The organism is Natronoarchaeum rubrum, assembly GCF_024494695.1.
The window spans coordinates 400,030-425,100 of sequence record NZ_JANHDP010000003.1 but is presented as its reverse complement, the minus strand read 5'-3'; the positions used below and the strand labels follow the sequence as shown (position 1 = coordinate 425,100).

General features: G+C 66.4%; 30 protein-coding genes and 3 tRNA genes. 13 read left to right on the top strand and 20 right to left on the bottom strand.

Going from position 1 to position 25,071, the window contains the following annotated elements; translation table 11 throughout:
* Positions 1 to 61: 61 nt before the first annotated feature.
* Positions 62 to 886: a hypothetical protein gene (locus NO931_RS09825; protein ID WP_256392160.1), complete on the bottom strand. Its 825-nt coding sequence runs from the start codon at positions 884 to 886 to the stop codon at positions 62 to 64.
* 284 nt (positions 887 to 1,170) lie between these two features.
* Here NO931_RS09825 and NO931_RS09820 point away from each other — a divergent pair, with 284 nt between their 5' ends.
* The 3 genes from NO931_RS09820 (at position 1,171) to NO931_RS09810 (ending at position 3,187) form a co-directional block, all read left to right on the top strand.
* Entirely contained in the window at positions 1,171 to 1,554 is a 384-nt protein-coding gene (locus tag NO931_RS09820) for a DUF7522 family protein (RefSeq protein WP_256392159.1), read from the top strand.
* 126 nt (positions 1,555 to 1,680) lie between these two features.
* Positions 1,681 to 1,986: a DUF7344 domain-containing protein gene (locus NO931_RS09815; protein WP_256392158.1), complete on the top strand. Its 306-nt coding sequence runs from the start codon at positions 1,681 to 1,683 to the stop codon at positions 1,984 to 1,986.
* A gap of 430 nt (positions 1,987 to 2,416) precedes the next feature.
* Positions 2,417 to 3,187 carry a TrmB family transcriptional regulator gene (locus NO931_RS09810; RefSeq protein ID WP_256392157.1) on the top strand — a complete coding sequence of 257 codons (771 nt, stop codon included), beginning with the start codon at positions 2,417 to 2,419 and terminating at the stop codon, positions 3,185 to 3,187.
* Positions 3,188 to 3,387: 200 nt separating this feature from the next.
* On the opposite strand, the gene NO931_RS09805 is transcribed toward NO931_RS09810, so the two are convergent.
* Complete coding sequence (locus tag NO931_RS09805; RefSeq protein ID WP_256392156.1) at positions 3,388 to 3,588, bottom strand: hypothetical protein; 201 nt, start codon at positions 3,586 to 3,588, stop codon at positions 3,388 to 3,390.
* A gap of 437 nt (positions 3,589 to 4,025) precedes the next feature.
* Here NO931_RS09805 and NO931_RS09800 point away from each other — a divergent pair, with 437 nt between their 5' ends.
* Positions 4,026 to 4,517, top strand: a complete 492-nt coding sequence (locus NO931_RS09800; RefSeq protein WP_256392155.1) for a type IV pilin domain-containing protein — start codon at positions 4,026 to 4,028, stop codon at positions 4,515 to 4,517.
* A gap of 316 nt (positions 4,518 to 4,833) precedes the next feature.
* Here the strand turns inward: NO931_RS09800 and NO931_RS09795 are convergent, their stop codons facing one another.
* From NO931_RS09795 to NO931_RS20970, 6 genes are all read right to left on the bottom strand, one after another.
* Entirely contained in the window at positions 4,834 to 4,992 is a 159-nt protein-coding gene (locus NO931_RS09795; protein ID WP_256392154.1) for a PD-(D/E)XK family putative nuclease, read from the bottom strand.
* A 202-nt stretch (positions 4,993 to 5,194) separates the two neighbouring features.
* Positions 5,195 to 5,437 carry a DUF7563 family protein gene (locus NO931_RS20920; RefSeq protein ID WP_445668782.1) on the bottom strand — a complete coding sequence of 81 codons (243 nt, stop codon included), beginning with the start codon at positions 5,435 to 5,437 and terminating at the stop codon, positions 5,195 to 5,197.
* A 68-nt stretch (positions 5,438 to 5,505) separates the two neighbouring features.
* Positions 5,506 to 5,678, bottom strand: a tRNA-Trp gene (locus NO931_RS09790).
* A 46-nt stretch (positions 5,679 to 5,724) separates the two neighbouring features.
* A complete protein-coding gene (locus tag NO931_RS09785; RefSeq protein WP_256392153.1) occupies positions 5,725 to 5,952 on the bottom strand; it encodes a DUF5795 family protein in 228 nt (75 codons plus the stop codon).
* A 70-nt stretch (positions 5,953 to 6,022) separates the two neighbouring features.
* The gene (locus NO931_RS09780) at positions 6,023 to 6,970 is read right to left on the bottom strand and encodes a DUF5794 domain-containing protein (RefSeq protein ID WP_256392152.1); all 948 of its coding nucleotides are present in this window, start codon (positions 6,968 to 6,970) and stop codon (positions 6,023 to 6,025) included.
* A gap of 3 nt (positions 6,971 to 6,973) precedes the next feature.
* A complete protein-coding gene (locus NO931_RS20970; RefSeq protein WP_510629981.1) occupies positions 6,974 to 7,180 on the bottom strand; it encodes a DUF8099 family protein in 207 nt (68 codons plus the stop codon).
* 234 nt (positions 7,181 to 7,414) lie between these two features.
* On the opposite strand from NO931_RS20970, the gene guaB reads away from it, so the two are divergent.
* Entirely contained in the window at positions 7,415 to 8,914 is a 1,500-nt protein-coding gene (gene guaB / locus NO931_RS09775; protein ID WP_256392151.1) for an IMP dehydrogenase, read from the top strand.
* A 198-nt stretch (positions 8,915 to 9,112) separates the two neighbouring features.
* Here guaB and NO931_RS09770 read toward each other — a convergent pair whose 3' ends face one another.
* From NO931_RS09770 to NO931_RS09755, 4 genes are all read right to left on the bottom strand, one after another.
* Positions 9,113 to 9,493 (bottom strand): DUF7344 domain-containing protein, encoded by a 381-nt coding sequence (locus NO931_RS09770; RefSeq protein WP_256392150.1) that lies wholly within the window; start codon positions 9,491 to 9,493, stop codon positions 9,113 to 9,115.
* Positions 9,494 to 9,711: 218 nt separating this feature from the next.
* Positions 9,712 to 9,785 (bottom strand) — tRNA-Lys (locus NO931_RS09765).
* Between the two features lie 100 nt (positions 9,786 to 9,885).
* Positions 9,886 to 10,095, bottom strand: coding sequence for a hypothetical protein (locus tag NO931_RS09760; RefSeq protein WP_256392149.1), 210 nt, complete (start codon positions 10,093 to 10,095; stop codon positions 9,886 to 9,888).
* 242 nt (positions 10,096 to 10,337) lie between these two features.
* Positions 10,338 to 10,412, bottom strand: a tRNA-Glu gene (locus NO931_RS09755).
* A gap of 204 nt (positions 10,413 to 10,616) precedes the next feature.
* On the opposite strand from NO931_RS09755, the gene NO931_RS09750 reads away from it, so the two are divergent.
* Positions 10,617 to 11,348, top strand: a complete 732-nt coding sequence (locus NO931_RS09750) for a fumarylacetoacetate hydrolase family protein (protein WP_256392148.1) — start codon at positions 10,617 to 10,619, stop codon at positions 11,346 to 11,348.
* 8 nt (positions 11,349 to 11,356) lie between these two features.
* On the opposite strand, the gene NO931_RS09745 is transcribed toward NO931_RS09750, so the two are convergent.
* Positions 11,357 to 12,106, bottom strand: a complete 750-nt coding sequence (locus NO931_RS09745; protein WP_256392147.1) for a ribonuclease H-like domain-containing protein — start codon at positions 12,104 to 12,106, stop codon at positions 11,357 to 11,359.
* A 255-nt stretch (positions 12,107 to 12,361) separates the two neighbouring features.
* Between NO931_RS09745 and NO931_RS09740 the strand changes: the two genes are divergently transcribed.
* The gene (locus tag NO931_RS09740; protein ID WP_256392146.1) at positions 12,362 to 13,102 is read left to right on the top strand and encodes a CehA/McbA family metallohydrolase; all 741 of its coding nucleotides are present in this window, start codon (positions 12,362 to 12,364) and stop codon (positions 13,100 to 13,102) included.
* A gap of 222 nt (positions 13,103 to 13,324) precedes the next feature.
* Here the strand turns inward: NO931_RS09740 and NO931_RS09735 are convergent, their stop codons facing one another.
* Positions 13,325 to 14,056 carry a hypothetical protein gene (locus NO931_RS09735; RefSeq protein ID WP_256392145.1) on the bottom strand — a complete coding sequence of 244 codons (732 nt, stop codon included), beginning with the start codon at positions 14,054 to 14,056 and terminating at the stop codon, positions 13,325 to 13,327.
* 215 nt (positions 14,057 to 14,271) lie between these two features.
* On the opposite strand from NO931_RS09735, the gene NO931_RS09730 reads away from it, so the two are divergent.
* Positions 14,272 to 14,631, top strand: coding sequence for a hypothetical protein (locus tag NO931_RS09730; protein ID WP_256392144.1), 360 nt, complete (start codon positions 14,272 to 14,274; stop codon positions 14,629 to 14,631).
* 15 nt (positions 14,632 to 14,646) lie between these two features.
* Here NO931_RS09730 and NO931_RS09725 read toward each other — a convergent pair whose 3' ends face one another.
* Positions 14,647 to 15,030, bottom strand: a complete 384-nt coding sequence (locus NO931_RS09725) for a thioredoxin family protein (protein ID WP_256392143.1) — start codon at positions 15,028 to 15,030, stop codon at positions 14,647 to 14,649.
* A gap of 131 nt (positions 15,031 to 15,161) precedes the next feature.
* Between NO931_RS09725 and NO931_RS09720 the strand changes: the two genes are divergently transcribed.
* Complete coding sequence (locus tag NO931_RS09720; RefSeq protein ID WP_256392142.1) at positions 15,162 to 16,193, top strand: PLP-dependent cysteine synthase family protein; 1,032 nt, start codon at positions 15,162 to 15,164, stop codon at positions 16,191 to 16,193.
* A gap of 131 nt (positions 16,194 to 16,324) precedes the next feature.
* Positions 16,325 to 18,496, top strand: coding sequence for an alpha-amylase family glycosyl hydrolase (locus NO931_RS09715; protein WP_256392141.1), 2,172 nt, complete (start codon positions 16,325 to 16,327; stop codon positions 18,494 to 18,496).
* 20 nt (positions 18,497 to 18,516) lie between these two features.
* Here NO931_RS09715 and NO931_RS09710 read toward each other — a convergent pair whose 3' ends face one another.
* The 4 genes from NO931_RS09710 to cyaB form a co-directional block, all read right to left on the bottom strand.
* Positions 18,517 to 19,455: an alpha/beta fold hydrolase gene (locus tag NO931_RS09710; RefSeq protein ID WP_256392140.1), complete on the bottom strand. Its 939-nt coding sequence runs from the start codon at positions 19,453 to 19,455 to the stop codon at positions 18,517 to 18,519.
* The gene (locus NO931_RS09705; protein ID WP_256392139.1) at positions 19,452 to 20,066 is read right to left on the bottom strand and encodes a DUF5804 family protein; all 615 of its coding nucleotides are present in this window, start codon (positions 20,064 to 20,066) and stop codon (positions 19,452 to 19,454) included. The genes NO931_RS09710 and NO931_RS09705 overlap by 4 nt, the downstream gene beginning before the upstream one ends.
* Before the next feature lie 77 nt (positions 20,067 to 20,143).
* Positions 20,144 to 21,349: a methionine adenosyltransferase gene (locus NO931_RS09700; protein ID WP_256392138.1), complete on the bottom strand. Its 1,206-nt coding sequence runs from the start codon at positions 21,347 to 21,349 to the stop codon at positions 20,144 to 20,146.
* 96 nt (positions 21,350 to 21,445) lie between these two features.
* Positions 21,446 to 22,003 carry a class IV adenylate cyclase gene (gene cyaB / locus NO931_RS09695; RefSeq protein ID WP_256392137.1) on the bottom strand — a complete coding sequence of 186 codons (558 nt, stop codon included), beginning with the start codon at positions 22,001 to 22,003 and terminating at the stop codon, positions 21,446 to 21,448.
* Positions 22,004 to 22,139: 136 nt separating this feature from the next.
* Between cyaB and NO931_RS09690 the strand changes: the two genes are divergently transcribed.
* The 3 genes from NO931_RS09690 (at position 22,140) to NO931_RS09680 (ending at position 24,177) form a co-directional block, all read left to right on the top strand.
* Positions 22,140 to 23,087, top strand: coding sequence for an FKBP-type peptidyl-prolyl cis-trans isomerase (locus NO931_RS09690; protein WP_256392136.1), 948 nt, complete (start codon positions 22,140 to 22,142; stop codon positions 23,085 to 23,087).
* Positions 23,088 to 23,214: 127 nt separating this feature from the next.
* Positions 23,215 to 23,598: a hypothetical protein gene (locus tag NO931_RS09685; RefSeq protein WP_256392135.1), complete on the top strand. Its 384-nt coding sequence runs from the start codon at positions 23,215 to 23,217 to the stop codon at positions 23,596 to 23,598.
* 90 nt (positions 23,599 to 23,688) lie between these two features.
* Complete coding sequence (locus tag NO931_RS09680) at positions 23,689 to 24,177, top strand: hypothetical protein (RefSeq protein ID WP_256392134.1); 489 nt, start codon at positions 23,689 to 23,691, stop codon at positions 24,175 to 24,177.
* A gap of 109 nt (positions 24,178 to 24,286) precedes the next feature.
* Here the strand turns inward: NO931_RS09680 and NO931_RS09675 are convergent, their stop codons facing one another.
* On the bottom strand, positions 24,287 to 24,913 hold the full coding sequence (locus tag NO931_RS09675; protein WP_256392133.1) for an RAD55 family ATPase: 627 nt from the start codon (positions 24,911 to 24,913) through the stop codon (positions 24,287 to 24,289).
* Positions 24,914 to 25,071: the final 158 nt, after the last annotated feature.

Sequence of the window (25,071 nt, the reverse complement as noted above, 5' to 3'; positions counted from 1 at the left end):
CCGGACTTCGTCGCTCGATGCCGCTACGGCGTCACCAGTCGGTCGGCTCCGGAGCGGCGTCTCACTCGCCGTGGCTGACGCCGTCGTTGGACTCGGCGGTGAGCCTGCGCAGCGCCGCCCGCGCGTTGCTGGCGTCGTAGCCGAACAGCACCGACTCGCCGTACGCGTCGGCGACCTCGGCGGCCCGCAGCAGGTCGTCGATGTCGACGTCGACGGCGTACAGCTCGACGCTAAAGGGCGTGTCGAGCAGCGACTCGAACCCCTTGGCGATCGTCTCGATCCAGTAGGTCGTCCCGTAGGCCGTGTCGTACAGCGGAACGACGAACTCGTCGACGTGGGACTCGATCGCCGCGAGGTCGATCCCGGAGCGCTCGTAGAGGTGACCGGGGTAGGGATCGGGGTGCAGCGTCAGGTAGGTGTCGCCCGGAACTCGATCGGCCGCTTCGGCGACGAACTCGGTGATCACGCTCGCCCGCCACGTCGTCCGGTCGTCGTACTCGCTCGCGGCGAACCGCTCCTCGCAGATTTCGCAGTGACAGTACTCTCCCCGCGGGAAGCCGACATCGTCCAGCCGAACGTCGCCGCTCGCGGCGGCGGCGTCCTCGACCATCTCCAGGATTCCTGCCCGGTACTCGTCGCGATTGGGACAGATGTAGGTCCAGTCGAAGTAGGGCTGCTCGCGGGTCGCGCGCTCGCCGTCCGCGCTCACCGGCACGAGTTCGGGACGCGCATCGGCGGCCGCTGTGTCGCCGAAACACGAGATCATGTTGACCGCGCCGGCGACGGGCTCGCTCGCCCGGCCGGTGACGTCTTTGACCTCGTAGAACGACCGGTCGAACTCGCCCCACGACAGCTCCTCCTCGTTGCGCGTCACCACGCCGTACATACCCGAGGCTGGGCGGGGCAGAGGGGTAAGTGATTCGCTCCGAAAAGCGGCGTCGCTACGCGTCGTCGTACTCGACGTCGACTTCGGCGTCGGTCGAGACGACCTTGTAGAGGGCGGCGATCACGAACAGTACGAGCAGGACCTTGACCAGTCGCTTCATGTTTCTACTTAGTTCCTGATACAGTATAACGTTTTCCGATTGTTTTCGTGACACTTGTCGCGAGATCGGTATCGACGGCCAACGTGGCCTGACGTTGAAGGTGGAGTCCGTCGCTACTACACGTATGTCGGGAGAATCCAGCGGCGACGGTCTGGCCGACGAACTCGTCAGCGCCTGTCGGACGTCGATCGGCGACACGCTGCGGAGCATCACGCTGTTCACCGTCGAGGACTACGACCAGCTCTACATTCGTGAGGACCTGGAGCAGGACGCCGAGCTCGATCGGTTTGTCGCCAACGAGCGCCTCGGGTTCACGTCCCAGCAGACCTACGGCGACTCCGAGCTCGGCGAGTACGAATTCACGATCCGAGCGTTCGAGTACGGGTACGTGACGCGCGTGATCGTCGGCGATAGAGGCGTGTACGTGACGACCGACGAGATCCATATGGACGAGTTCGAGGAGCTCGCGACGGCGGCGCGGGGTGTGCTCCGCGAGGAACGAACCTGAGCGTAGCGACTGGCTCCCGCGTTACGGAGGTGTACGCGCTGTCACTCACTTCGTCAAACAACGCGATTCTGTGAAATTAGCGGGTGTATTTACTCAATGAGAGTCAAGGTGTAGCACGGTGAGTAGATGATCGATGATCACTTCGAAGCACTGGCCGACGAGCAGCGTCGTGAGGTGTTGCTGACGATTCTGGAGCGGAACCCGCAGGACGACAGGACGGTCACGGCGGCCGTTCGAGCGGAAGGGGAGCGAACAGCTACGACCGAGCTCCACCACGCACACCTGCCGAAACTGGAGGATTACGGGCTGATCGAATGGGATCGGGGGCGCAACGAGATTACGAAAGGTCCGCTGTTCCACCAGATCCGGCCGCTGCTGGTCCTGCTCGAGGAGAATCGTGACAAACTTGTCGAACCGCCGCCGGCCGAGTGACGAGTCGTCGTCCGGTAGCCGGTCGTCCGTACCAGCTTCTATCGCGGCAGTGCTTCCGCGAGTAGCGTCGAGTCGTCAGAACGTGTGATTCTCGGAGTGACGGATCTGATCAGCCAGCGGCGTCGTCACTGAACCGGGCGTTCTATCGGCGACGCTGATCCGAAGACTTCGTCTTATACCAGCGAGAAAACTGCCGAAAATCGGCAGTTCGGCACAGGGATAGGTGGTTGGGACCAGTCCCGTCCCTGCACCGAGTTTAACTCCTCTCTCCACACGTATAACGCTACTGTGATTAATCGGGTGACAGCAGTTTCGTCCCGACAAATCTCACGTCGCGGTCCACAGCTGTCGCCCGCTCAGGGAGAACTGACTTCCGAGTGGGACCACTAGTCCCGAATAGCACCGGTTCGCCGGTCGTGTGGTTGGGACCATGAAGGATATTTCGAGTCACGAGCAGTCTGTGGAGTTGCTCCAGCAGTTGGGACTGAAAGAGTACGAGGCAAAGAGCTTCGTCGCGCTATCTCGGTTGCCGAAAGCCACCGCGAAAGACATCAGTGACGTCTCCGACGTCCCGCGAACGCGCGTCTACGACGCGATCCGGGTGCTGGAGGCCAAAGGGCTGGTCGAAATCCAGCACTCGAACCCCCAGCAGTACCGGGCCGTCAAGATCGACGAGGCGGCCGCGACGTTACGAGAGGAGTTCGAGTCCCGCACGGAGAAACTCGCCGACTCGCTGTCGGCGATCGACGCCGTGTCGCTGGAGGACGAGGACGAAGAGGTGTCTCACGAAGTCTGGTCGCTCTCCGGATCGGCGGCGATCCGGAACCGCACCAAGTCGCTGTTCGAGGACGCCGACGAGGAGATCGTACTGGTCCTCGGCGACGAGCGAAAGCTCACCGACGACCTCTTCGATCAACTTCGCGCGGCGCGCGATCGCGGAACGACCGTTCTCGTCGGCACGGTGTCGGAGACGTTGCGCGACAGGGTCAACGAAGCGATGCCGGAGGTCGAAGTGTTCGTCTCGGAGCTCGAGTGGCTCTCCGAACTCGAAGAGGACCCGACCGACACGGTCTCGATCAGCCAGCTCCTGCTCGTCGACCGCAGCGCGATCCTGGTCAGCACGACCCAGCAGGCCAACGTCCGCGGCGAACAAAGGAGAAAGCCGTGTTCGGCAAGGGCTTCGAGAACGGCATCGTCGTGATCGCCCGCCGACTGATGGCGACTGGTCTGGGACGCACCGACGATCCCGAGCGGAACTGATTCAGGATGTGACATCCCGCTACGCTCGACTTGCGCGGTGGAACTATGCGCGGGGTGTTCGCCGTGGTGTTCGCGAAAACGTCAGCGGGAGCGGAGGGATTTGAACCTGGTGCAAGACTCGTTTCGCTCGTCTCGCGTGGTTCAAATGTTCAAATCCTCCTCGTCGACGTACCTGCCGCTCGCGAACTTGTTCGCGGCAGAAAGGTAGATGTTCGTCGCCGAGACGGACACGGGCTCGCCTGCCACGTCCTCGAACAGCGCAGCCAGCTCGTCCAGGTACTCCGGCGAGCGCTGTTCGGCAACCTGCAGCATCCGCTTATCCTCGATCTCGACGCCGCGCATCGGGTCGGGTTTCGCGTCGCCGTCGACCCACGGCCGAATCCGGCCGCGCGGCAGCTCCAGCGCGGTGGCGATCGCCTGCGAACCGCGGTTGGATGCTCGGCGTAGTCGATCACCCGGCGATAGTCCTCGATTCGGTCGTACGGATCTTCGTACGCCCGCTGTCGTACGTTCTGGAAAGATCGGCGTCCGTAACAAAAGGAATTTTGTCCATGATTTGTTAGCGGTTTAATCTCTGATTAATTTGTTCTCTTGCCAGACAGTCAAAGTTAGGGATGGATTTATTACGCATAGATGGTATTGGACTGGTAACGCCGGGGCCACGACACGAGGACGCCGAGGCGGGGAGATGGCAACACCATTTCCATCGTCTCACCACAGGCAATGGATGCTCGTGGGAAGTCCTTAGCTGTCGCCTGCCGGCGGGACAAACGAAAACAATGAAACTCAAACAGCTATTCACGGACGATGACGCCGTGTCGCCGGTTATCGGCGTTATTCTCATGGTGGCAATTACCGTGATTCTCGCCGCCGTGATTGGGGCGTTTGTCCTTGACATCGGTGGCAGTCAGGAATCAGCACCGCAAGTGCAGTGGGAATGGGATAACACTCTAGAGACCCACAGTGGTACCGATGTTGCTGTCGTTGGTCTCTCCCATGGTGGTGGCGACACCGTTGAAAGCCCCAGTCAAATTTCCGTTACACAGTCTGGGACTTCTTGGACCCTTGGAGGTAGTTCGTATACCTCCGGAGATGTTGTCCTTGCACTGAATAATGATTCGAGTACCTGGACTGCGTCTAGCAGCGACTACACGTCCGGACAGATGAAAACGAGTAATGATATCTCGAGCAGTGGCACCCTAGAACTCATCTGGGAATCTTCTGACGGAAGTTCGTCGAACGTGATTAGCGATCACGACTACGAGATCTAACCGTCATTTCTTTCTTTTATATAGTGCAGTCTAAACTAGACTAATTAAGTAATCTGTTAGCAGCGAACTTTCTCCTCCTGCTTGGAATCGGCATCAAGTACGCTACTGAGGCCTCTGTGGGTGTGCTCGCGTTGGAACTATTGATTGGATACGGGTACTTCAGGACCGACCGCACATCTGAGAGTGAATAACTCTTTGTCCCCTCAGACATGCAGATCACCGTCAGGACCGGTGCCGATCTCGCCGCGATCGAAGATCCGGCCCCAGCGCAGCTGAGTGTACTCGGGGCGATCGGGACCGGCGCGACGCCAGGAACTCACGATCTCGCCGCGACGATCTTCAGCGCGAGGATCGCCCGGTCGGGCGTCGGCTCGCAGACGGCAAACAGGTACACGCCAGCGTCGGCGCGGACCTGTTCGTGTTGCTCGCGTCGGAGGTAGAACCACCCCGTCCCACCGCTGTCGAGGCGAACCATCGCGCTCTTGATCTCGACGAGCGTTCCCTGTTCGACGACTGGCAGCGCGACGGTCGGGGCGATATCGTCGTCTCGACTTCGGCATCGGCGTGTTCGACCTCGGTGTCCGGAAGGTAGGGCAGCTCGGGCACCGCGTCGATCACGTTGCCCTCGGCGCGCTCGCCTGCGCGCTTCGAGCTGACCGGGCGACTCGTCGGAGTACTCACGCCGACCACCCCTCGGCAGCATCGCTTCCGTGACGCCCGGGCGACGTTTCCGGGTCCGGCGTCCGCACGTCGAGTCCGGCGGCGCTCCCCTCGAAGATCCGCACCCACGTATCGCAGCGTGGGCAGCGGTGGGCCTGATCGTCTTCGTCGCCGTAGACACGCCGGAAATCGCCCGAGACGTGGCCTTCGCAGTGAAGACAGTCGGTACTGGAGGGTGACGACCAGGGGGCGATCGTCACGCAGACCACCCTCTATGGAAGTAGTGTCGAGAACGTGGTAAAACCGTCCACGCCCTTTTTATTTCAAGTGGGGTCGGAGGGATTTGAACCCCCGATCGACTGATATCTCCGAATCGCCTCGGTACTCCAGAGCGTCGTCGTCGCGAGCGATGATCAGTCGCCCGCTCGGCATATCAGTGGAGTTCGTCACCGGGCGGATATCTCTGGAGTCAGTCGCCATCCCGGACTTGGCCACGACCCCTCGGAATTTCGTTGGCCCGACCGCCCTAAAGTGGTTTCGATTCGGATTACTCCCGATCGGTCTCTGACCAGTCGCAGTCCTGGCACTTCCGGCCCGTGACGAGTTCGGTGACGCCGGGCATGTAGACGACTTCGAGCACGTCGCCGTCGCAGTCGGGACACTGGCGGTCGGCTTCCTCGATCGCTTCGGCGTCCATGACGTCGCCGTCCTCGATCAGTTCGGCGAGGCTCCGTGGCGTGACCATCCGGCCCTGAACGACGCGGTTCTCGCTCATGGCTCCACGAAAGGGGAGCGCGCGTGTAAAGTCTTGGAACCGCGTCGCGGCGCCGCGACGCCGCGCGGCGTCAGAGCCAGGGCTCGCGGCTCTCGCCCGGCCCGTCTTCGGCGTCGTCGGCGCCGACGGTGTCCCAGACGCGGTCGCGCTCGCCGCCGTCGGGGACCTGCGGGCTCGCGGAGGCGAGCGGGTGGTCGTCGGTTCCGCCGACCTCGTCGGGCGTCCGTCGCGGTCGTTCCGTCCCGTCCTCGCTCGGCGACGACGACTCGACCGCCGCGTCGCTCGGGGGCTCGGCGTTCGGGTCGAGCGCGAACAGCGTCGTCAGTCCGAGCACCGCCAGCGGCGCGTAGTCGCCGAACGGGTAGCCCAGCAGCGACAGCGGGAGCAGACCCAGCGCGACGGCGCTGCCGAAGCGGAACCGATCGAGGTGGACCAGTTCGCGCAGCGTCGGCGCCAGCAGCGCGACCAGCAGCGCGAAGCCGACGCCGACGCCGGCTGCGGCGACGCCGCGGGCGACCAGTTCGGGGTCGGTCACCAGCGCGACCTCCAGGCCGCCGACGTCGAGGCTGGCGAACAGGCCGAGGCCGACGATGACCGCCGGTCGCGGCAGGACCTCGCCGATGCGGGCGCTGGCCGTCTGGGCCGCGACGGCGAGGATCACCAGCGCGGCGAAGCGCTCGAAGATCACCATTTCGAGAACGCTCTCGATCGTCGGCGCCATCGCGGCCTCGACGGCCGCGAGCACGAGCAGCGGGATCCCGACCAGCAGCACGTTCGTCGCCTGCTCGCGGGGGCCGCCGTCCATCTCCGCGAGGATGACCGCCACGGTTGCGCTGCCGCCGAACACCAGCAGGCCGACCTGCAGGATGCCGGCCGTCGAGTCCAGCGCGCCCGCGAGCACGAGCGCGGGGAAGATGCCGTCCAGCAGCGGCAGGAACATGACAGTCGCGAGGAGCCTGGTCGAGCCGCCGACTAATCGCTCGATCTCCAGGGCGACCGGGTGTTGAGAGCTACTCATCGCTCACGACGGATGGCCGTGCCCTCCGGCCCGTGGATGGTCTGCGCCGCGGTGCGGTCCCGCCCGGACGCTCGCTGCGTCGGCGACCCCGTTCGCGCCGTTCCACCAGTTTGTCGCCAGTTTATTCTCCATCGCACCTGTAAAACAGCGGCCTGCGTCCGCGCGCGGCTGACCAGCGGTGCTGGCTGCGATGGAACTGGCGACGTCCATACTACATAATCTATCAGGTGGAGCAATAAACGTTCCGTGAGACGCGGCCACACGCCCCGAAACGCCCGCTGCGGCCGGATACTCTCGTCGATGTTCAACTTCGTACACCGATGCGTGGACGTTCGTCTATCGGGGCGGTGAGCGACCGCCTGCCAGTGCAGCCTCGGGATGGCAGCAATCCCCAGCGGAACGCCGTCTCGCAACGTTTTTGAATCGCCGCGGCGGACCACTGACATGGCGAACGACGTTCCAGACGACGGTCCATTCTCGGAGAAACTCCGCGTACCGGAAGCACTGACGTTCGACGACGTGCTGCTCCGCCCCAAGGAGAGCACCGTCGAACCCGACGAAGCCGATCTCGGCACGCGAGTCTCGCGTAACGTCGAGTTGAACGTCCCCGTGCTCTCGGCGGCGATGGACACCGTCACCGAGAGCGACATGGCGATCGCGATGGCCCGCCAGGGCGGGCTGGGCGTCGTCCACCGTAACCTCGATCTCGACCGGATGGTCGAGGAGATCGAGCAGGTCAAGCGCGCCGACGAGCTGATCATCCGCGACGTCGTCACGGCCGAGCCCGGCCAGACCGTCCGCGAGGTCGACGCGATGATGGAAGGAGAGGGCGTCAGCGGCGCCCCCGTCGTCGACGACGACGGCGAGGTGCTCGGGATCATCTCGGGAACGGACATCCGCCCGTACCTCGAAGTCGGCGAGCACGACGAGGTCCGCGAGGCGATGACCGACGAGGTCATCACGGCGCCCCAGGACGTCACCGCGCGCGAGGCGCTCGAACTGATGTACGAGCACAAGATCGAGCGCGTCCCCGTCGTCGACGACGAGAACCGCCTGTCGGGCCTCGTCACGATGCAGGGGATCCTCCAGCGCCGCGAGTACGGCGACGCGGCCCGCGACGAGAACGGCCGCCTGCGCTGCGGCGTCGCGGTCGGCCCGTTCAACCTCGAGCGCGCCGTCGCCGCCGACGAGGCCGGCGCCGACGTGCTCTTCATCGACACCGCCCACGCCCACAATCGGAACGTCGTCGAGGGGTCCCGCGAGATCAAAGAGCAGGTCGACGCCGACGTCGTCGTCGGCAACATCGGCACGCGCGAGGCCGCGGCCGAACTCGTCGACTTCGCGGACGGGCTGAAGGTCGGCATCGGGCCGGGCTCGATCTGTACCACCCGCGTCGTCAGCGGCGCCGGGATGCCCCAGATCACCGCGGTCACGCAGGTCGCCGACGTCGCCGCACAGCACGACGTGCCCGTCATCGCGGACGGCGGCATCCGCTACTCCGGCGACGCGATCAAGGCAATCGCGGCCGGCGCCGACGCCGTGATGCTGGGCTCGTACTTCGCGGGCACCGACGAGGCGCCGGGCCGCGTCGTCACGATGAACGGCAAGAAGTACAAGCAGTACCGCGGGATGGGGTCGGTCGGCGCGATGTCCGCCGGCGACGACGACGACAACCGCTACCTGAAAGAGGAACCCGACGAGGAAGACGAGTACGTCCCCGAAGGTGTCGAGGCGGCGACGCCGTACAAGGGCAGCCTCGCCAGCGAGCTCCACCAGCTCACCGGCGGGATGCAGAGCGGAATGGGCTACGTCGGCGCGGAGACGATCCCCGAGTTCAAGCAGCGCGCCGAGTTCGTCCGCGTCTCGGGCGCCGGCCAGCGCGAGAGCCACGCCCACGACGTCGTCATCACGGACGAGGCGCCGAACTACAGCCCCGACGAGTAACTACTCGCAGGTCGGGTAGCAGTCCTCCTTTTGCGCGGCGTTGGCGTCCTGCTGCGTTTTGAGCTCGCTACCACAGCACCCGTCCGTCTCGAAGTCGGACACGCCGGTCAGGACTACTGTTCGTCGATCTACAATGTACGACGGCGTCGAGACGCGATCGAGTTCGATGTCGAGCGTCGCTGAACCACGGCGGCAGCGTTACTTCACCGCGGCCAGAACCTGCCGCTCGAACTTCTGTGACGGCGCGTACGTAGCCAGCCCGGTGTCCGGATCGTAGTCCACGACGCCGTACTCGTCGAGCATCGGGAGGTGCTTGTGGTGGAGCGCGAGTTCGATGCGACGAACGAGCCTCTCGTCCGGTGCGGCGGCGTCCGTTTCGGCCGCCGCGATCCGGCGAGCGAGTTCGCGCCGGGCGAGGCTGCTCGCTTCGTCGCCTTCCAGTATCCGGATCGCCTGCCGCCTGCGCTCGTGACCCAGCAGTTCGAGTTCCCACCGCAGTTCCCCCACGTTCGGCGAGCGGCTCTCGGTCTCGTCTGAGCGCTCGTCGGCCCCGAGGACCGGATTATGGTCGTTAGCCATTGTTGTTAGAAGCCTACTCCGAGCACACACATAAGGTTTGGTCACCGGGCTCGAAACCGCGGCCCTATTTTATTACAAAAGGATCGGAATAATAAATTTGCGGCGCGTCACGTCTTCTGTACGCCTTGATCCGCCGCACCGTCACCGCGAGCGACTACCGACTCGGTCAGTGATGAAACTACCAGCTCGGCAATTGGTTAGTAGTGATCGTCAGAAAGCGGGCCGGACGCGATTTGAACGCGCGACCGTCTGATTAAGAGTCAGACGCTCTGCCGGACTGAGCTACCGGCCCTCCTGCACTTTCGGGTAACCGGGGTACAGTGAAATACGTTGTGTTTCAAACTCGTGATTGAGGGACGGTGACGTGCGGCTAAACCGGACGCCGCCGGCGATCAGGCGCCGATGGCGAACAGCGCGACGCCGACGGCCAGCACGGCGATGCCGAGTTGCAGTCGGCCGTTGGCCGCGAGCGCCAATCCGCCGATACAGAGGACCGTGCCGACGAACAGCAGCGCCCAGCCGAGCCGCGATCGATCGTCGTCCCTGTCGAGCACCGCATCGAACAGCAGTTCGGCCGCGAACTCTAGGGCGTCACCGAGCATACGTCGGTGGTCACCGGGTACCGGGATAGTAATTGTCAATTTGACTGACGATATCCTCTCGAAAACGTCGCTCTCGACACAGCGGTCGCTCGCAGGCTTGCGTCGAGAGAAGTGTTCCGTCTGGGAGTGAGCGAACGCAATCGCGTTCGCGAACGCCGATCGACGAAGTCGATCGGAATTTGAACCCGATGCAAATCCCAGAACGTCCGTTCCATTCTTCGTTACTTCGTTCCGCAGAAGGATGCTCCGTCTGGGATTTGAACCCAGGTCATCGGCTCGAAAGGCCGAAATGATTGGCCGGACTACACCAACGGAGCGCTCTCGCCCGCTTCGCGACCGGCGAAGCGTACCCTTCAGTTCCCGGCTAATTCGCATAAAGGTGTCGTTCCGAAGGCGCCGTGGGAAGGCGTTTCGGGGTCGAGGGCGTCGGGCCGCAGCTCGGGAGAATCACTGGACTGTGAGCATCCGACGGCTTCGCCGCATGTCGAACGTTTAACGCGCTTGCGGATCGACGACGGGATATGAAGTACGTACGGTTTCGGGACCCGGCGGGGTCCGTGCGACGCGGCGAGTACCGTGACGGGACGATCCACTTCGGCGGCAGCGAGTACGATCCGGCCGACGTGGACGTGCTTCCGCCGACCAGTCCTTCGAAGATCGTCTGCATCGGACGGAACTACGCCGAGCACGCCGACGAGCGCGGTGAGGACGTGCCCGATCGGCCGCTGCTCTTTCTGAAGCCGCCGAACGCGCTGGCCGGCCACGGCGACGAGATCGAACTCCCCGCGGGGAAAGAGCAGGTCGAGCACGAGGCCGAACTCGGCGTCGTGATCGGCGAGCAGTGCCGAAACGTCGACGCCGACGACGCGGCCGCGGTCATCGAGGGGTACACCTGCGTGAACGATATCTCGAACCGCGACGACCAGCGCGTCGAACAGAACTGGGTGCGGGGGAAGGCGTTCGACGGCGCGGCGCCGATGGGGCCGGTGGTGGCGACGCCCGACGAAGTGCCCGACGACGCCCGCGTCGAGTTGCGGGTGAACGGCGAGCCGCGCCAGGACTCCTCGACGGAACTGCTGATCTTCTCGATCCCGGAACTGATCGCGGAGATCACGGAGTACATGACGCTCGAAGCGGGCGACGTGATCGCGACCGGGACGCCCGCCGGCGTCGGCCCGCTGGCGGACGGCGACACCGTCGAGGTCGAGATCGAGGGCGTCGGGACGCTCGAACACGACGTCCGCGCGCCCTGAGACGGCCGCTACTTCTCGCGGGCGGCCTCGAACACGTCGCGGTGGAGCTCGTCGGTGACGGTCTCCATCAGCTGCTTGAGGTTGACGGCGTCGTCGCGGTTGTAGGAGACGAGCGTGTCCAGCGCGTCGTCGTCGCCGTTCTCGTACTCGTGCCAGAGGCGGACGGCGTCGCGGCCCGAGAGGTCGGGCCGGTCGCGCTCGATGCCGACGTCCTTCTCGACGGTCTTGAGCCCGCCCGAGTAGTCCAGTTGCTTGCAGGTGTACATCAGGTCGACGTGGGGCAGATCGAGGTCGAGGTCGAACGACGTCTCCAGGAACGGGACGTCGAAGCGCTTGCCGTTGAACGTCACCAGCAGGTCGGCGCCCTCGAACTGGCGGGCGAGCGCGTCGGCCGTGAGGGTATCTCCCTTCACGAGCGTCGTCGTGTCGCCGTCGCGGTGGAAACTCACGGTGGTGACCGAATCGCGGTGGTGGTCCAGCCCGGTCGTCTCGATGTCGAAGAAGCAGGCGTCCGATCGGAAGTTCTCGTAGAGCCGCCAGCGCTCGCCGGAGGGCAGCGCCCGGTCGAAGTAGTGGGCGTCGCCGCGGTCGAGGCGCTCGTAGGCCTCGGCGATGAACGACTCGATGTTCTCGGCCGTGGTCGGGCCCACGACGGAGCCGTCGAAGTCGTCCCAGTGGGTCACCCCGGCGCGCCAGAGCTTGCGCTCGGTCGCCTCGCCGACGCCGCTGACGGGGATGAAGCTGTTCTCGATTCGCACGTGTCGTCTGGGGCACCGCTCGCTCGTAAACGTTCGCTTTCCGCGGGCGGGCGAGGTGCTGGATGCCGCTATCAGGCTGGATGCCTCGCACCGGTCAGCTTCGAAGTCGTGTGACTGAGAATCACACGCGAACAGGTCGCGAAAGCCGGCCTTACCGCGGCAAGCGGCACGGGTCGCCGATCGCGACGCAACGGAGCGATCTCGGCACCTCGACGACCGAGCAGTTAATGAGGCCCGAGGTCGTTCAAATGGTCGATGGAACAGGGGGTATCGATCGCGATCGATCCGCACGTCCACTCCGAACAGTCCTACGACGGCCGGGAACCGGTGGAGATGATCCTCGCGCACGCTCGAGCGATCGGACTCGACGGCGTGGTGATCACCGACCACGACGAGATCGAGGCCTCGCGCCGGGCCGTCGAACTGGCCGACGAGTTCGGCCTCGTCGGCATCCCCGGCGTCGAGGTCTCGACCGCCCACGGCCACCTGCTGGCGATCGGCGTCGACAGCCGTCCGGCGAAGGGGATGGCTCTCGACAAGACTATCGAGGATGTTCGCGACGACGGCGGCGTCGCGATCGTCCCCCACCCGTTCCAGCGCTCGCGCCACGGCGTCCGCAAGCGCAACCTCGAAGACTGCGACGCGATCGAGGTGTTCAACTCGATGGTGTTCACGGGCTATCGCAACCGCCGCGCGCGCACCTACGCCCGCCGCAACGACTACCCGCCGATCGGCGCCAGCGACGCCCACTACCTCCCGTTCGTCGGGCGCGCGTACACGGAGATCACGCTCGCCGACACCGAGCTCGCCCGCCCCGACGTCGACGGCGAGGTCGTCGTCGACGCGATCCGCTCGGGCGCGACGAGTATCAGTGGCAAGCGCACGCCGATCTCCCGTAGCGTCCGCCAGTACGCCAACGGCGCGCTCAAGAAGACGGTCTACGGCGTCGCCGCCCGCATGCCGGGCCTCTCGGTGTCGCCCTACAGCAGCGGGTAGCTCACCGCTCTGTCTCGACCCCTGGCTCTTCGACGGGACTGAGCCGCCGGTCCGCGTTCTGATTCTGCCGGACTTCGCCCGCCGGACTTCACCTGCCGAACTGCGCTGGGACGCCGCCGTCGGCTGCTGTGAGCACTGTTCGTCCCCTGCGAGCACCGCGCATTTGAACCGACGGTGGGCGGTGACGCGCTGTCGGGCGCTGAGAGTGCTGGAAAGCTCGGGTTACTCGTCGGCCAGTCGCTCGACGACCGGATCGAGGTGGTCGCGGCCGACGACGGCGACGACGCTGTCCTCGTCGCTCCGATCGGCGATCGCCTCGGCCATCGCGGCCTCCCGGGCGCGGTCGCGCAGCGCCGCCGCGCCGCCGCCGTCGAGCGCGCCCAGCAGCGCGACGCTGCGCCGGATCTGTCGGCGCTCGTCGGCCGCCTGCGCGTCGGGCGCGTCGGCGTCCGTACAGCCGTGGTCGGTCGGCGCGTCGAGCTCGAACTCGACGTCGGTTCGGCGGGCGATCGGCGCGGCGAGTCGGGACGCGAGCGCCCGCCGGGTGACCGTCGCGAGGCCGCGGGCGACGCGTTCGAGTTCCTCTCGACCGATATCCGCGGCTCGGCTCTCGCGGACGAGCGCGCGCAGGAATCGCCCGCTGGGGGCGTCGATTCCGACCACCTCGCTCCCGTCGGCGGCGTCGATCGCGGCGCTCATCTCGCCGCCGCGAGCCGTCGATTGGTCGGGGTTCTCGACGTACGCGCTGTACAGCGGGACGGCGAGTTTCGGTAGTTCGAGCGCGACGACGTCGGGCGCGACGGCGTCGACGAGTGAGCGCACGCGGTGGACGCTGGCGGGGTGGTCGTGGACGACGCCGACGACGAGCACGTCCCGCGCGCCGGGAACGCTGCGGACGTGGTCGGCGTCGAGGCGGGGATCGTCGTCGGGGAGGCGATCGATCGGCGAGGGCATCCTGTCGTGACGGACGGGGGGCTCGCCGATCATAAATCTGGCGCTAACCGTTCGTAGAGGGGTTGTACTGTCGGATCTGCTTACTTGTTCGTCGGCGATAAGGTCCGTGACTCGGTCGGGAAGTCAGCCGCTGAACCTCGGCGTCGAGCCGCGGTGCGGCACGCTTACCCGGCCCGGGTCCCTCGCTTCGCACGAGTGATACAGGTGAGGACGACGTGACGGACGAGGTCAACGGCGGTCGGCCGGCAGACGCCTCGGTCGAGAACGACGCCGGATGGTGGTCGATCGAGGGTGAGACGACCGGCGAGCGGGTTCGCGACGGGCTGCCCCAGCTCGTGATCATTCTCGTCGGGGTCTGGCTGGGAACCACGGTCGCGTACAACGTGCTCTCGGCGGCGTTCGATCCGATCTCGGCGACGGCGTCGATCGCGATCGGGTCGCTGTACGTCGGGCTGCGCCTGCGTCGGTGGCTCACCGTCGACGACGAGGCTGACGACCGCGGGGACGAGCAAGACAGCGACGCCGCTGACGAACGAGCAAACGAGCGGGACGCCGACGCCGAATCGACGCAGTAGAGCAAGCGCGCGCGGTCAGGCCGAGAGCTCGGACTCGCGAAGCTCGTCGGCGAGATACACTGCGGCGGGGACGGGCTCTTCTTCCTCGAAACGTACGATCTCCTCGCCGTCGCGCTCGACGACGATCGTGGCGATCAGCTCCACGTCGTACTCGTCGGTCAGCGGGCCGTCCTTGTCCTCGTCGACGGGGATCTCCTCGACGCGGTCCTCGGGGAACTCGGCGGCGTCGAGCGCGGCGCCGAAGTCGGGGAGCTCGGCGCGACAGTCCTTGCACCAGTCGCCGCCCCACACTTTGATCGTGATCGAGTCGTCCTCGGCGAGTTCCGCGAACACGTCGACCGTTTCCTCGTGGGCGTCGGCGTCCCACGTCGGCGTCGGCTCCATCGTTTCGAGACTCATACACCGGCGTTGGGTTCGAGGGTGCTTAACCGCCTCGCTCCCGACAGCTCTCGCGGGCGGGAGCGGCGTGAGTGAGCGACGCGCGCACGGATCCATCAGTCGTTTACGTATCTGGGGCGTACCACGCGCCAATGAAGCGAAGCATCCTGGATACCATCGGGTCGCCGCTGGTACAGGTCGATTCGCCGGAGGGCGCCACCGTCGCCGCGAAGGTGGAGTCGTTCAACCCCGGCGGTTCGGCCAAGGACCGGCCGGCCCGCCAGATGGTGTTGGCCGCCGAGCGCGAGGGCGTCATCGAACCGGGCGACGAGCTCGTCGAGCCGACCAGCGGGAACACCGGCATCGGCCTCGCGCTGGTCGCCGCCGCGCGGGACTACGACCTGACGATCGTGATGCCGGCGGGCAAATCCGAGGAGCGACAGCAGATCATGCGGGCTTACGGCGCCGACCTCGAACTGATCGAGGGCGACATGACCGACGCCCGCGACCGGGCCGACGAGATCGCCGCCGAGGGCGCCGTCCAGCTCGGCCAGTTCACGAACGCCGCGAACCCCGAAGCCCACTACCGAACGACCGGCGAGGAAATCGTCGAGCAGGTTGGCGACCGCGAGGTCGACGCGTTCGTCGCGGGCGTGGGAACGGGCGGGACGATCAGCGGCACCGGCCGCCGCCTGAAGGAGGCGTTCCCCGAGATGGACGTGATCGCGGTCGAGCCCGAGAGCAACGCCGTGCTCTCGACCGGCGAGTCCGGCGACGACGACTTCCAGGGGATGGGGCCGGGCTTCGTCTCCGAGAACCTCGACGTCGACCTGATCGACGAGATCGAGACCGTCCGGCTGGAGGACGCCGAAGACGAATGTCGGCGTCTCGCCCGCGAGGAGGGGGTTCTCGTGGGGCAGTCCTCCGGCGCGACCAGCATCGTCGCCCGGCGCGTCGCCGAGCGGATCGCCGAGCCGGAAGCCGACTGCCCGCCGTCGCCCTCCGAGCTGACGCCGACGCCGGGCTCCGGCGACGACGAGCGTGCTGACGCCGACGACCAGCGCGCCGACGGCGGCGATCTCGATCCGACCGACGGCGCGTACGACGACTGCCCGCTGGTCGTCACCGTGTTCTGGGACAGCGGCGAGCGCTACATGTCGACCGGTATGTTCGACGCCGAGTGACGGTTCGCGACGCTGTCGACTCGCTCCGGACCGGCTCTTTTGGGACCCTACGCACGCTCGCAACCGGACGCAGAGAATGACGTAATCGTTCATCAAAATTTTTAACTACCGTGGTGGTAGTTGACAGCATCGTGCAACGACGTACGTTTCTGGCGAGTCTGTCAGCCGTCGCCGGCGCCGCGAGCGTCGGCGTCCCGGCGAGCGCGGAGCACGACGCCAACAAGTCCGAGCTGGATCTCGTGAGCGGCGACGGCAGCCACCACCCCGGGCCGCCGCGGTTCACCCGCGTCGGCGAGGGCTTCGTCAACCCCAACGGGAACGAGGGCGAGACGCGCAACGATCTCGCCCCGTGGAACCCCGACGGCGACGCCGAGTACTCGTGGTCGGTCGTCGACGCGCCCGCCGACGCCACGACGGAGCCGACCGACGCGCCGGTCGCGGAGTTCGAGCCCGACGCGCCCGGCGAGTACACGCTCGCGCTCGACGCCCCGGACGGCACCCACGAGCTGACCGTCCGCGTGTTCGACCGCGAGAACGCGAACGACGCCCGACCCCGGATCGATCTCGACGCCGACGTGGAGGGCGACCGGGTGATGCTGTCGGCGACGACCGAGATCGTCGAGGACGCGGACACGAGCCCCGACGATCTCGACGTGGAGTTCTACGTCGACGACCGGGACTCGCTCTCGCTCGATGAGGGGCCCGCGGTGCCCGCCGACCTGGACGAGCCGGTGCGGGTCCACGCCGTCGCGGTCGGCGAGCGCCACTCCGTCGCGGACGCGATCGACATCGTGCCCGGCGACGACGGGGTTTCGATCGAGTATCCCTACGAACCGCCCGAGTACGCCAAGAACGGCGTCATCTACGAGATTTTCACCCGGCGGTTCCCCGACGAGGACGATCGCTCGTTCGACAACATCGCCTCCCACCTCGACCACGTCGAGGAGTTGGGCGCCGACGTGCTCTGGATGACGCCGTTCGTCTCGACCGATCGGGGGTACGGCACCCCCGAGAGCCAGGGCGGCCCGCACGGCTACCATACGACCGACTACTTCGAGGTCGACCCCGATCTGGGGACCATGGAGGATCTGGAGGCGCTGGTCGACGCCGCCCACGAGCGCGACATCCGGGTCGTGTTCGACCTGGTGATCAACCACACCGCCGACACCCACCCGTTCTTCCAAACGGCGAACCGCACCGGCCGCGAGGGCCACGAGAAGTACAAGGACTGGTACCGTTGGGACGACTTCGAGACTCGGGACGCCGACACCTACTTCGGCTGGAGCGCCATTCCGAACCTGAACCACGAGAACCCCGAAGTCCGGCAGTTCCTGCTCGACGTCGTCGACTTCTGGGTCGAGAAGGTCGACGGGTTCCGCTGCGACGTCGCCTGGGGCGTCCCGATGAGCTTCTGGAAGGAAATCTACGACCGGATCAAGTCCCACGACTCCGAGTTCTACCTGCTCGACGAGAGCTGGCCGTACGACGTCGATCAGGGCGAGGGCCAGTTCGACGTCCACTACGACGACGCGCTGATGGAAGCGCTCGAAGCGGCGCCGAACGACGCCGAGGGGATCCTCGACGCCGTCGAGGAGCGCCGGTATCGCGGCGCTCACCCCGATTCGGTGTTCATGCAGTGGGCCGAGAACCACGACACCGACCGGTACAAGGCGCGAACCAGCAGGTCGGCGTCGATGGCGGCCGGCGCGGCGACCTGCACGCTCCCGGGCGTGCCGACGATCTACGCCGGCCAGGAGACCGGCCTCGACGGCTACCGCGACTGGATGAACTGGGGCGACTTCGACGAGGAACTGTTCGCTCACTACAAGAACCTCGTCGAGCTTCGCCAGAACCACGCCGCCCTGCAGACCGATGCCGAACTGGAACGCATCGAATACGGCGCCAACGCCGACGACATCGTGGCGTACGCCCGCCACGATCCGGAGTCGGGCGAGCGCGTCGTCGTCGCGCTGAACTTCGGGACGAGCGCGCGGAACGTCCGACTCGGCGACTACGTCGAGACCACCGACCTGATCACCGGCGAAGACGCCGATGTCGAGTCGGGCGACGGCCACACCGACGTGACGGTCGACCACGCGGTCGTGCTCTCGGCCGCGGAATCCGCGGACGAGTCGGCTGACCAGTCCCTCGCCGCGCCGCCCGAACCGTCCGGAGGCGACTCGATCCCCGGCTTCGGCGTCGCGGCCGGGGCGGCGGGCGCGGCCGGCGCTGGGGGTGCGGCGGCGCGGCTCGCCGATCGCGGATCGGAAAGCGGCGACGATAGCGACGACGACGCGGCCTGACCGCCAGCCGACGCCGTTTTTTACTCCTCCAGAAACTCGCCGAGGATCTCGTTGAACCGATCGGGACGCTCCCGCGGAACCCAGTGGCCACAGTCGTCGATCAGTTCGAGGTGAGCGCCCGGAATCGCGTCCGCCGCGACCGCGGACCACTCGGGAGGAACGAGCGAGTCCTGCGCGCCGTGGATCAGCAGCGTCGGCATCGACAGCTCACCCAACCTGTCGGAGTAGTCGGTTCGGACGCCGTTCGGCCGGAACTCGTCGCGCATGAACGAGAAGAACGCGTCGCCGGCGCCCGGCTCGCGGAGCCGTTCGTTGACCTCGGCGACGAACTCGTCGGACAGTCCACCGGGATCGTGGACGAACTCGCCGACGGCCAGCCGGGTCGCGTCGGTCGACGCCGCGGCGAACTGTCGGCCGAACGCGTTGGCGAACGGCGTGTTCGCCAGCAGGTACGAGCCGACGCCGCCGGGCACCGCGTCGCGCAGTCCGTAGCTGTCGACGAGGACGAGCCGTTCGACCAGTTCGGGCCGGCCGAGCGCGACGCCCAGCGCCGCGGCGCCGCCCATCGACACGCCGACCAGCGCGGCGCGGTCGATCCCGAGTGCGTCGAGAAACGCCGAGAGGACGCCGACGTAGTACTCGGTGGTCATCTCCCCGTCGGGGGCGTCGCTCTCGCCGTACCCCGGCCAGTCGAGCGCGTAGACCCGCCGACCCAGTTCCTCGGCGAGATGTTCGATGGCGTGCTTCCAGGAGAGCGCGGCGTCGTCGATGCCGCTGCCGTGCAGCAGGACGATCGGCGGCCGATCGTCAATTTCTGCCCGCCGGTCGGCGGCGTCGCGCTCGACGTCGTCCCCGCCGCTGCGGAGCATATCGACGCCGGCCTCCAGATAGCGTACTCGTAGCCCGTCGATTTCGACGTACCGCGAGTTCGCGGTCGGGACGCGCTCGCTGCGGATCACGTCTCGAACTCCGACTCGGTCACCCTGACGACGACCGTCTCCTCGACGTCGCGCAGGTCGTACTCGGGGACCGAGCCGTCGGTTCGGCGGACGTACAGCGGCTCGACGAGCTTGCCGGGGCCCGTCTGGACGGCGCCGGCGCTCGGCTCGGTCGCGGCGCCCGCGTCGGCGGCCCCCGCGTCGGCGGCGTCCGCGCTCGACGCCCCCTCCGCCGCTGCGGCCCCGGATCGGTCGCCGGACGCGCCGGGACCGGCCGGTTCGGGGGCACCGTCGTCCTCGCTGACGACGCCGTAGATCTTGAGATACGTGCCCGTTTCGGCGGGATCGACGCGGTCGTTCCGGACCGCCTCGGCGAGCTCCCGCGAGAGCCACTCGTCGGCGTCGATCGACGGCTCGCGGACGAAGGCGGTATCGACGAATCGGGTGAGGTACCAGTTGAGGTCGTTCAGAAGCGAGACGGCGGCGCCGACGCTGACCGTCTCGAGCGAGATCGCGTTCTCGAAGGGCTCCGAGAGGTCGTACGTGGAAAGCGCCTCCCGGGCGGTCTCGCGGGAGAGCAGCTCGTATCGCAGCACGACGTCGGGCGAGCCGACGAGACAGACGCGTGTCACGGTACCGATTGCGGTCCCCGTGGTATTGGGGATTTCGGCTCGGCGGAAACCAGCGGCGCCGCGCGATCGGCGACCGCTCAGAACGTCGTCAGCTCGCCCTCGATCACGCGCTGGGTGATGCCCGTGACGTCGGCGAGTTCGCGGTCGACGATCTCGGTGATCTCCGATTCGACGTCGCCCAGCTCGACGCCGTCGTCGGTGACGACGTGGACGTCGGCGACGTGGGGCTCGTCGATCGGGCGGCCGATCTGGCTGAGCAGGCGAATGCGAAGGTCGCGGATGCCGTCGACGTCGGCGACGACCTCCTCGGCGATCTGGGTCGAGAGCAGATTGTAGATCTTCCCGATGTGGTTGACGGGGTTCTTGCCGCTGGTGGCCTCCATCGACATCGAGCGGTTGGGCGTGATCAGCCCGTTGGCGCGGTTGCCGCGGCCGACCGAGCCGTCGTCGCCCTGCTCGGCGCTCGTGCCCGTCGTCGTCAGGTAGATCGAACCTTCCTCGTAGTCGTCGGCCGTGTTGACGTGGACCGACACCTCGCGGTCGGTGCGCTCGCTGGCCAGCGCCTCGACGTGGTCGTGGACCGCCGTGACGGCCTCGTCGTACTCGTCGAGATCCTCGACGTACTGGTCGACGATGGCGGCCGCGACGGTGATGTCGATCCGGTCGCCCTCGCGCTTGCCCATGATCTTCACGTCCGGACCGAGCTCGGGATTCTCCTCGGCGTAGGGGCCGTTGAGGCTGCGTTCGGCTTCGAGGACGATCTGCTCGGTTTCGGTGAGCGGGGCGTGACCGACGCCGAAGCTCGTGTCGTTGGCCATCGGCACAGTGGTACCCTCCTCGCCGAACACTTCCTGCAGGTCGCCGCTGCCCTCGCCGAGCTTGACGTCGATGACGACGTCCGTGCCGACGTCGAGCTGGGGGATGTTCTCCTGAAGGTACTCACGGGCGGCCTCCAGCGCGATCGTCTCGGCGGGGATCCGAGTGCCGTCGTAGCGCTTGGTCGCGCGGCCGACGATCAGCAGGTAGATCGGCTCCTGGACCTCGCCGCCGCCGAACGCGGGTGCGGCGTTGCCCGCGACCAGCTGGGTCTCGTCGGTGTTGAAGTGCAGCACCTTGCCGACGCGGTCGATGTACTCCCGGGCCAGCGCGCCACAGACCGCCTCGGCGATGCCGTCGCAGATGGAGTCGGGGTGGCCGATCCCCTTTCGCTCGACGATCTCGACTTCCTGGTCCTCGACTGCCCGCCGGTCGATCGGCTCGACCCTGATGTTCCGCTCTGTCATTACGTCCGAATTATCTTCGCCCCGTTCTATAACTTGCGGAAACCAGTACGGGAGAAGTAATGCCTGGGAGTTATCGGCACGGCGGCGCGACGCCGATCACGTCGCGTCGTCGGCCAGCAACAGCCCCAGGTACGACGTCCGGATCTGCTCGTCGGCGTCCAGTCCGAGATCGCCGAGCAGGTCGCGAACTCCGTCGCGCGCCGCGGCGATGTCGTCGGTCTCGCGCTCGGTCTCGACCTCGACGAACTCGCCCAGCCCGTCGACGGCGTCGAGCGTGACGTCGTACCCCGCCAGTTCGTAGCGCTCGCGGTCCTTCTCGACCGTGGCGGCGGCCTCGAACCCCAGCCGCTCGAAGATCTCGGTCGCCGTCGCGCCTCCGTCGACGCCGGTCTCGAACTCCTCGCGTGATTTCGATTCGGCGTCGAGCAGCGGTCCCTTGTAGGTGATTCGCGCGTCCTCCTCGCCCGCCTCGTCCTCCGGCGCGCGGACCCGTCGAACCCGGAGCGCTTCGTCGGTTTCGGCGAACTCCCGGTGGGGCGCATCGAAGTAGGTGTCGACCTGTCGAACGCGCTCCTGCCGGTCGGCGTCCAGCTCGACCAGTCGCTCGCGGACCGTCTCGTGGTCGGCCCGAACCTTGATCTCGACCTCGTACATGCGAGAGACGTCGGCGCGGGGGCTGAAAAGTGGCGCCGTCTCGGGCCGGTCTTCGACGCAGCGTCCGAACCGCCGGAAGGAGACAGTCCGGGTCCAAAACGTGATTGTTTTAAGCCGAACGGGCGACGTTCGAGGTATGAGCGACAATCAGGAGACAGAAGCGGCCGACGACGAGCAGGAAGCCGAGACAGAAGAACAGCAGGAGGGGCTGCAGGACGGGGACTTCGTCCGACTGGCCTACACCGCTCGCACCGTCGAGGACGACCAGCTCGTCGACACGACCGATCCCGAGGTCGCCGAGGAGGAGGGCGTCGACGACCAGCAACAGACGTTCGAGCCGCGCGTGATCGTCATCGGCGAGGGTCACATCTTCGGCGCCGTCGAGGACGACCTCACCGGCAAGGAAGCCGGCGACTCCGGCTCCGTCACCGTCCCCGGCGAGGAGGCCTTCGGCGAGCGCGACCCCGACGAGGTCCGCACGCTCAGCGCCGACAAGATCCCCGAGGACGACCGCTACCCCGGCGCGCACGTCGACGTCGACGGCGAGCACGGCCACGTCGAGGCGATCATCGGCGGCCGCGCGCGAGTCGACTTCAACCACCCGCTGGCCGGCCAGGACATCGACTACGACTACGAGATTCTCGACGAGGTCGACGACCGCGTCGAGAAGGCCGAGGGCCTGATCGGCATGTACGTCGACACGGATCTCGAGATGTGGATCGAGACCGACGAGGAAGAGGAGGAGGTCGCCGTCGAGTCCGACGAGGACGACGAGGACGCCGAACCCGAGACGGAAACCGAGACCGTCGAGAAGGAGACGCTGTACATCGAGGCGACGCCGCAGCTCTCGATGAACCAGCAGTGGATGTTCTCCAAGCAGCAGATCGCGCAGGACGTCACCGAGAAGCTCGGTCTCGACCGCATCATCGTCCAGGAGACGCTGGGCGAGGGCGCGGGCATGATGGGCGGCATGGGCGGTATGATGGGCGGCGGCATGGGCGGCGGCGACATCGAGGACGCCCTCGAGGACGCTGACGTCGACGCCGACGAGATCGTCGACGAGCTCGAAGACGCCGAAGAGTAGAGCGACACGGATGTCCGGGTGGTGGACGCGCCGAGCGTTTGCACTCTCTGCGACCGCTGCCCTCAGCGCCACCGCGGGCTGCAGTACGTCTTCTTCCGAGCCCGACGACCGTGACCGTCCCGGAGCGGTGTACCTCACCGCGATCGGCGTTTCGAACTCCGACTCCGTCGAACGAACGCTCGAGGTGCTCGTCGAGCGAGACGGCGAGCAAGTGTACCGGCAGACGCACCGTCTGGGTCCACACGGTGAGGACGCCGATTCGAGCGATACCGTCGAACTTGATCCGACCTGGGACCCATCGGTCGGAGGATCGTTCGTCGTCCGTTCCCGCCTTGATGACGCCGAGGACTGGCAGACGTTCGATCTCACCGAACAACTGCCCGCCGAGGAGGGCGATTCGCCTTTCTGCACGATGTTGCTCCTCGACGTGAATGGCGATGTCACGACCTGGTTCAACCCCGACGGTTCCTCGGAGTGTCCCGACGGCGTCGGACCGGGTACCGCGGACTGAGTCGTCCGTCAGGCCTCGTTCGTTGATCCCGGCGACGCCGTGCACCGCTAACCCCCGACGTACACGGAGCGGGAACCCCTAGCGACCTCCATGGGGGATTCGATTTCTCGACGCGCGATCCTCGCGGCGAGCGCCGCGGGCGCGAGTGCACTCGCGGGCTGTGGGGGACAGGGTGGTAACGGCGGCGACGGTGACGGCGGCGACGACGCGCCACTGCTGTCGACGCTCCGGTTGTCGAACTCGGCGGATCAGGCCGTGACGATCCACCTCGTCGTCGAGCGCGACGGCGAGTTCGTCCACTGGTCGACCCAACGTCTGGGGCCGCAGAACGGCGGCGCCGACGCGGCGCCGGCCGAAACGACGGTCGAACGCACCTGGTCCGACGAGACGGGCGCATTCACGATCAACGCCCGACTCGACCAGCGCTCGGAAGGACTGACGGTCAATCTCTCGGAGCTGTCGGGGAATCCGAGCTGCTGGGGGATCGAACTGGAGGTGACTCAGAACGGCGATTTCAACGTCTGGACGACGGAGGATCCCGAAGGCTGTCCGGTCGGTGGGGGTGGCAACGAGAGCTAGTCGGGGACGGCGTCTTATCACCGAGCAGCAGCGTCGAGCTGATCGGAAAGCGGCGTCCAGCTACCGAGCAGCGGCGTCGAACTGGCCGAGAAGCGGCGTCCGGCGACGGTCAGGCGATGTCACGGCTGGTGTCGATGTCGACCTGATCCTGCATCTCCAGCTTGATCGTCTCGGTGAGCGCCTGCCCGCCGCGGAACTTCGGCACCGAAAGCCGGTTCTCCACGTCGGTGCCGCGAACCGTCGTCGTCAGGTCGAAGACGATGTCGGCCATGTGCTGGGTGGTGTCCCTGTTGTCGGGCACCGAGTGGCCGTCCAGACAGTGCAGGATGGCGAGCGAGCCGGTGTTGACCATGTGGTTCTGCAGGTCGTTGAGGAAGTTGCGGTAGCGGCTCTGCTCGCGCTGTTCGAGCACGTCGACCGGATCGATGATCAGGTTCGCCCCCTCCGGGAGCGCGCGGATGAGCCGATTGGCCTGATCGAGCGGCTCGCTGCCGCTGATATCTCTGACTGTGGGGCTGCCCGTCGGCGCCGAGGTCGAGTCGATGGCGTCTCGTACCGCCTGATCGGAGCGCTGCGTGGTCAGGTACAGCGATCCGCGGGCCGCGGTCAACTGGTACAGCAGGAGCTCGGACTGGCTCGCGGGCGAGGCAGTGAATGCGATGATGCTTCCCGCGGGTATCCCCCCGTCCAGCTTCCGGTCGAGGACGTCGATCCCGGTGTCCAGTCGACCTTCCATGCGTTCGAGCCATCTATGTCGGATCGCTACATAATTGTTTGCCTCGATTGCGGCTTCGTATCAAAAATAGTGATTTTACTCACCCGCCGGAGCCCGGACCAGTTCTTGCTCGCGTCCGTACTCGGCGATGACGCGACGAAATCGGGGCGTGTCGTGGT

Excerpts from the sequence above, each read along its gene's own strand:
- NO931_RS09825 (WP_256392160.1), bottom strand. The coding sequence starts at position 886 with ATGTACGGCGTGGTGACGCGCAACGAGGAGGAGCTGTCGTGGGGCGAG.
- NO931_RS09820 (WP_256392159.1), top strand. The coding sequence starts at position 1,171 with ATGTCGGGAGAATCCAGCGGCGACGGTCTGGCCGACGAACTCGTCAGC.
- NO931_RS09815 (WP_256392158.1), top strand. The coding sequence starts at position 1,681 with ATGATCGATGATCACTTCGAAGCACTGGCCGACGAGCAGCGTCGTGAG.
- NO931_RS09810 (WP_256392157.1), top strand. The coding sequence starts at position 2,417 with ATGAAGGATATTTCGAGTCACGAGCAGTCTGTGGAGTTGCTCCAGCAG.
- NO931_RS09805 (WP_256392156.1), bottom strand. The coding sequence starts at position 3,588 with ATGCGCGGCGTCGAGATCGAGGATAAGCGGATGCTGCAGGTTGCCGAA.
- NO931_RS09800 (WP_256392155.1), top strand. The coding sequence starts at position 4,026 with ATGAAACTCAAACAGCTATTCACGGACGATGACGCCGTGTCGCCGGTT.
- NO931_RS09795 (WP_256392154.1), bottom strand. The coding sequence starts at position 4,992 with ATGGTTCGCCTCGACAGCGGTGGGACGGGGTGGTTCTACCTCCGACGC.
- NO931_RS09785 (WP_256392153.1), bottom strand. The coding sequence starts at position 5,952 with ATGAGCGAGAACCGCGTCGTTCAGGGCCGGATGGTCACGCCACGGAGC.
- NO931_RS09780 (WP_256392152.1), bottom strand. The coding sequence starts at position 6,970 with ATGAGTAGCTCTCAACACCCGGTCGCCCTGGAGATCGAGCGATTAGTC.
- NO931_RS20970 (WP_510629981.1), bottom strand. The coding sequence starts at position 7,180 with ATGGACGTCGCCAGTTCCATCGCAGCCAGCACCGCTGGTCAGCCGCGC.
- guaB (WP_256392151.1), top strand. The coding sequence starts at position 7,415 with ATGGCGAACGACGTTCCAGACGACGGTCCATTCTCGGAGAAACTCCGC.
- NO931_RS09770 (WP_256392150.1), bottom strand. The coding sequence starts at position 9,493 with ATGGCTAACGACCATAATCCGGTCCTCGGGGCCGACGAGCGCTCAGAC.
- NO931_RS09760 (WP_256392149.1), bottom strand. The coding sequence starts at position 10,095 with ATGCTCGGTGACGCCCTAGAGTTCGCGGCCGAACTGCTGTTCGATGCG.
- NO931_RS09750 (WP_256392148.1), top strand. The coding sequence starts at position 10,617 with ATGAAGTACGTACGGTTTCGGGACCCGGCGGGGTCCGTGCGACGCGGC.
- NO931_RS09740 (WP_256392146.1), top strand. The coding sequence starts at position 12,362 with ATGGAACAGGGGGTATCGATCGCGATCGATCCGCACGTCCACTCCGAA.
- NO931_RS09735 (WP_256392145.1), bottom strand. The coding sequence starts at position 14,056 with ATGCCCTCGCCGATCGATCGCCTCCCCGACGACGATCCCCGCCTCGAC.
- NO931_RS09725 (WP_256392143.1), bottom strand. The coding sequence starts at position 15,030 with ATGAGTCTCGAAACGATGGAGCCGACGCCGACGTGGGACGCCGACGCC.
- NO931_RS09720 (WP_256392142.1), top strand. The coding sequence starts at position 15,162 with ATGAAGCGAAGCATCCTGGATACCATCGGGTCGCCGCTGGTACAGGTC.
- NO931_RS09700 (WP_256392138.1), bottom strand. The coding sequence starts at position 21,349 with ATGACAGAGCGGAACATCAGGGTCGAGCCGATCGACCGGCGGGCAGTC.
- cyaB (WP_256392137.1), bottom strand. The coding sequence starts at position 22,003 with ATGTACGAGGTCGAGATCAAGGTTCGGGCCGACCACGAGACGGTCCGC.
- NO931_RS09690 (WP_256392136.1), top strand. The coding sequence starts at position 22,140 with ATGAGCGACAATCAGGAGACAGAAGCGGCCGACGACGAGCAGGAAGCC.
- NO931_RS09680 (WP_256392134.1), top strand. The coding sequence starts at position 23,689 with ATGGGGGATTCGATTTCTCGACGCGCGATCCTCGCGGCGAGCGCCGCG.
- NO931_RS09675 (WP_256392133.1), bottom strand. The coding sequence starts at position 24,913 with ATGGAAGGTCGACTGGACACCGGGATCGACGTCCTCGACCGGAAGCTG.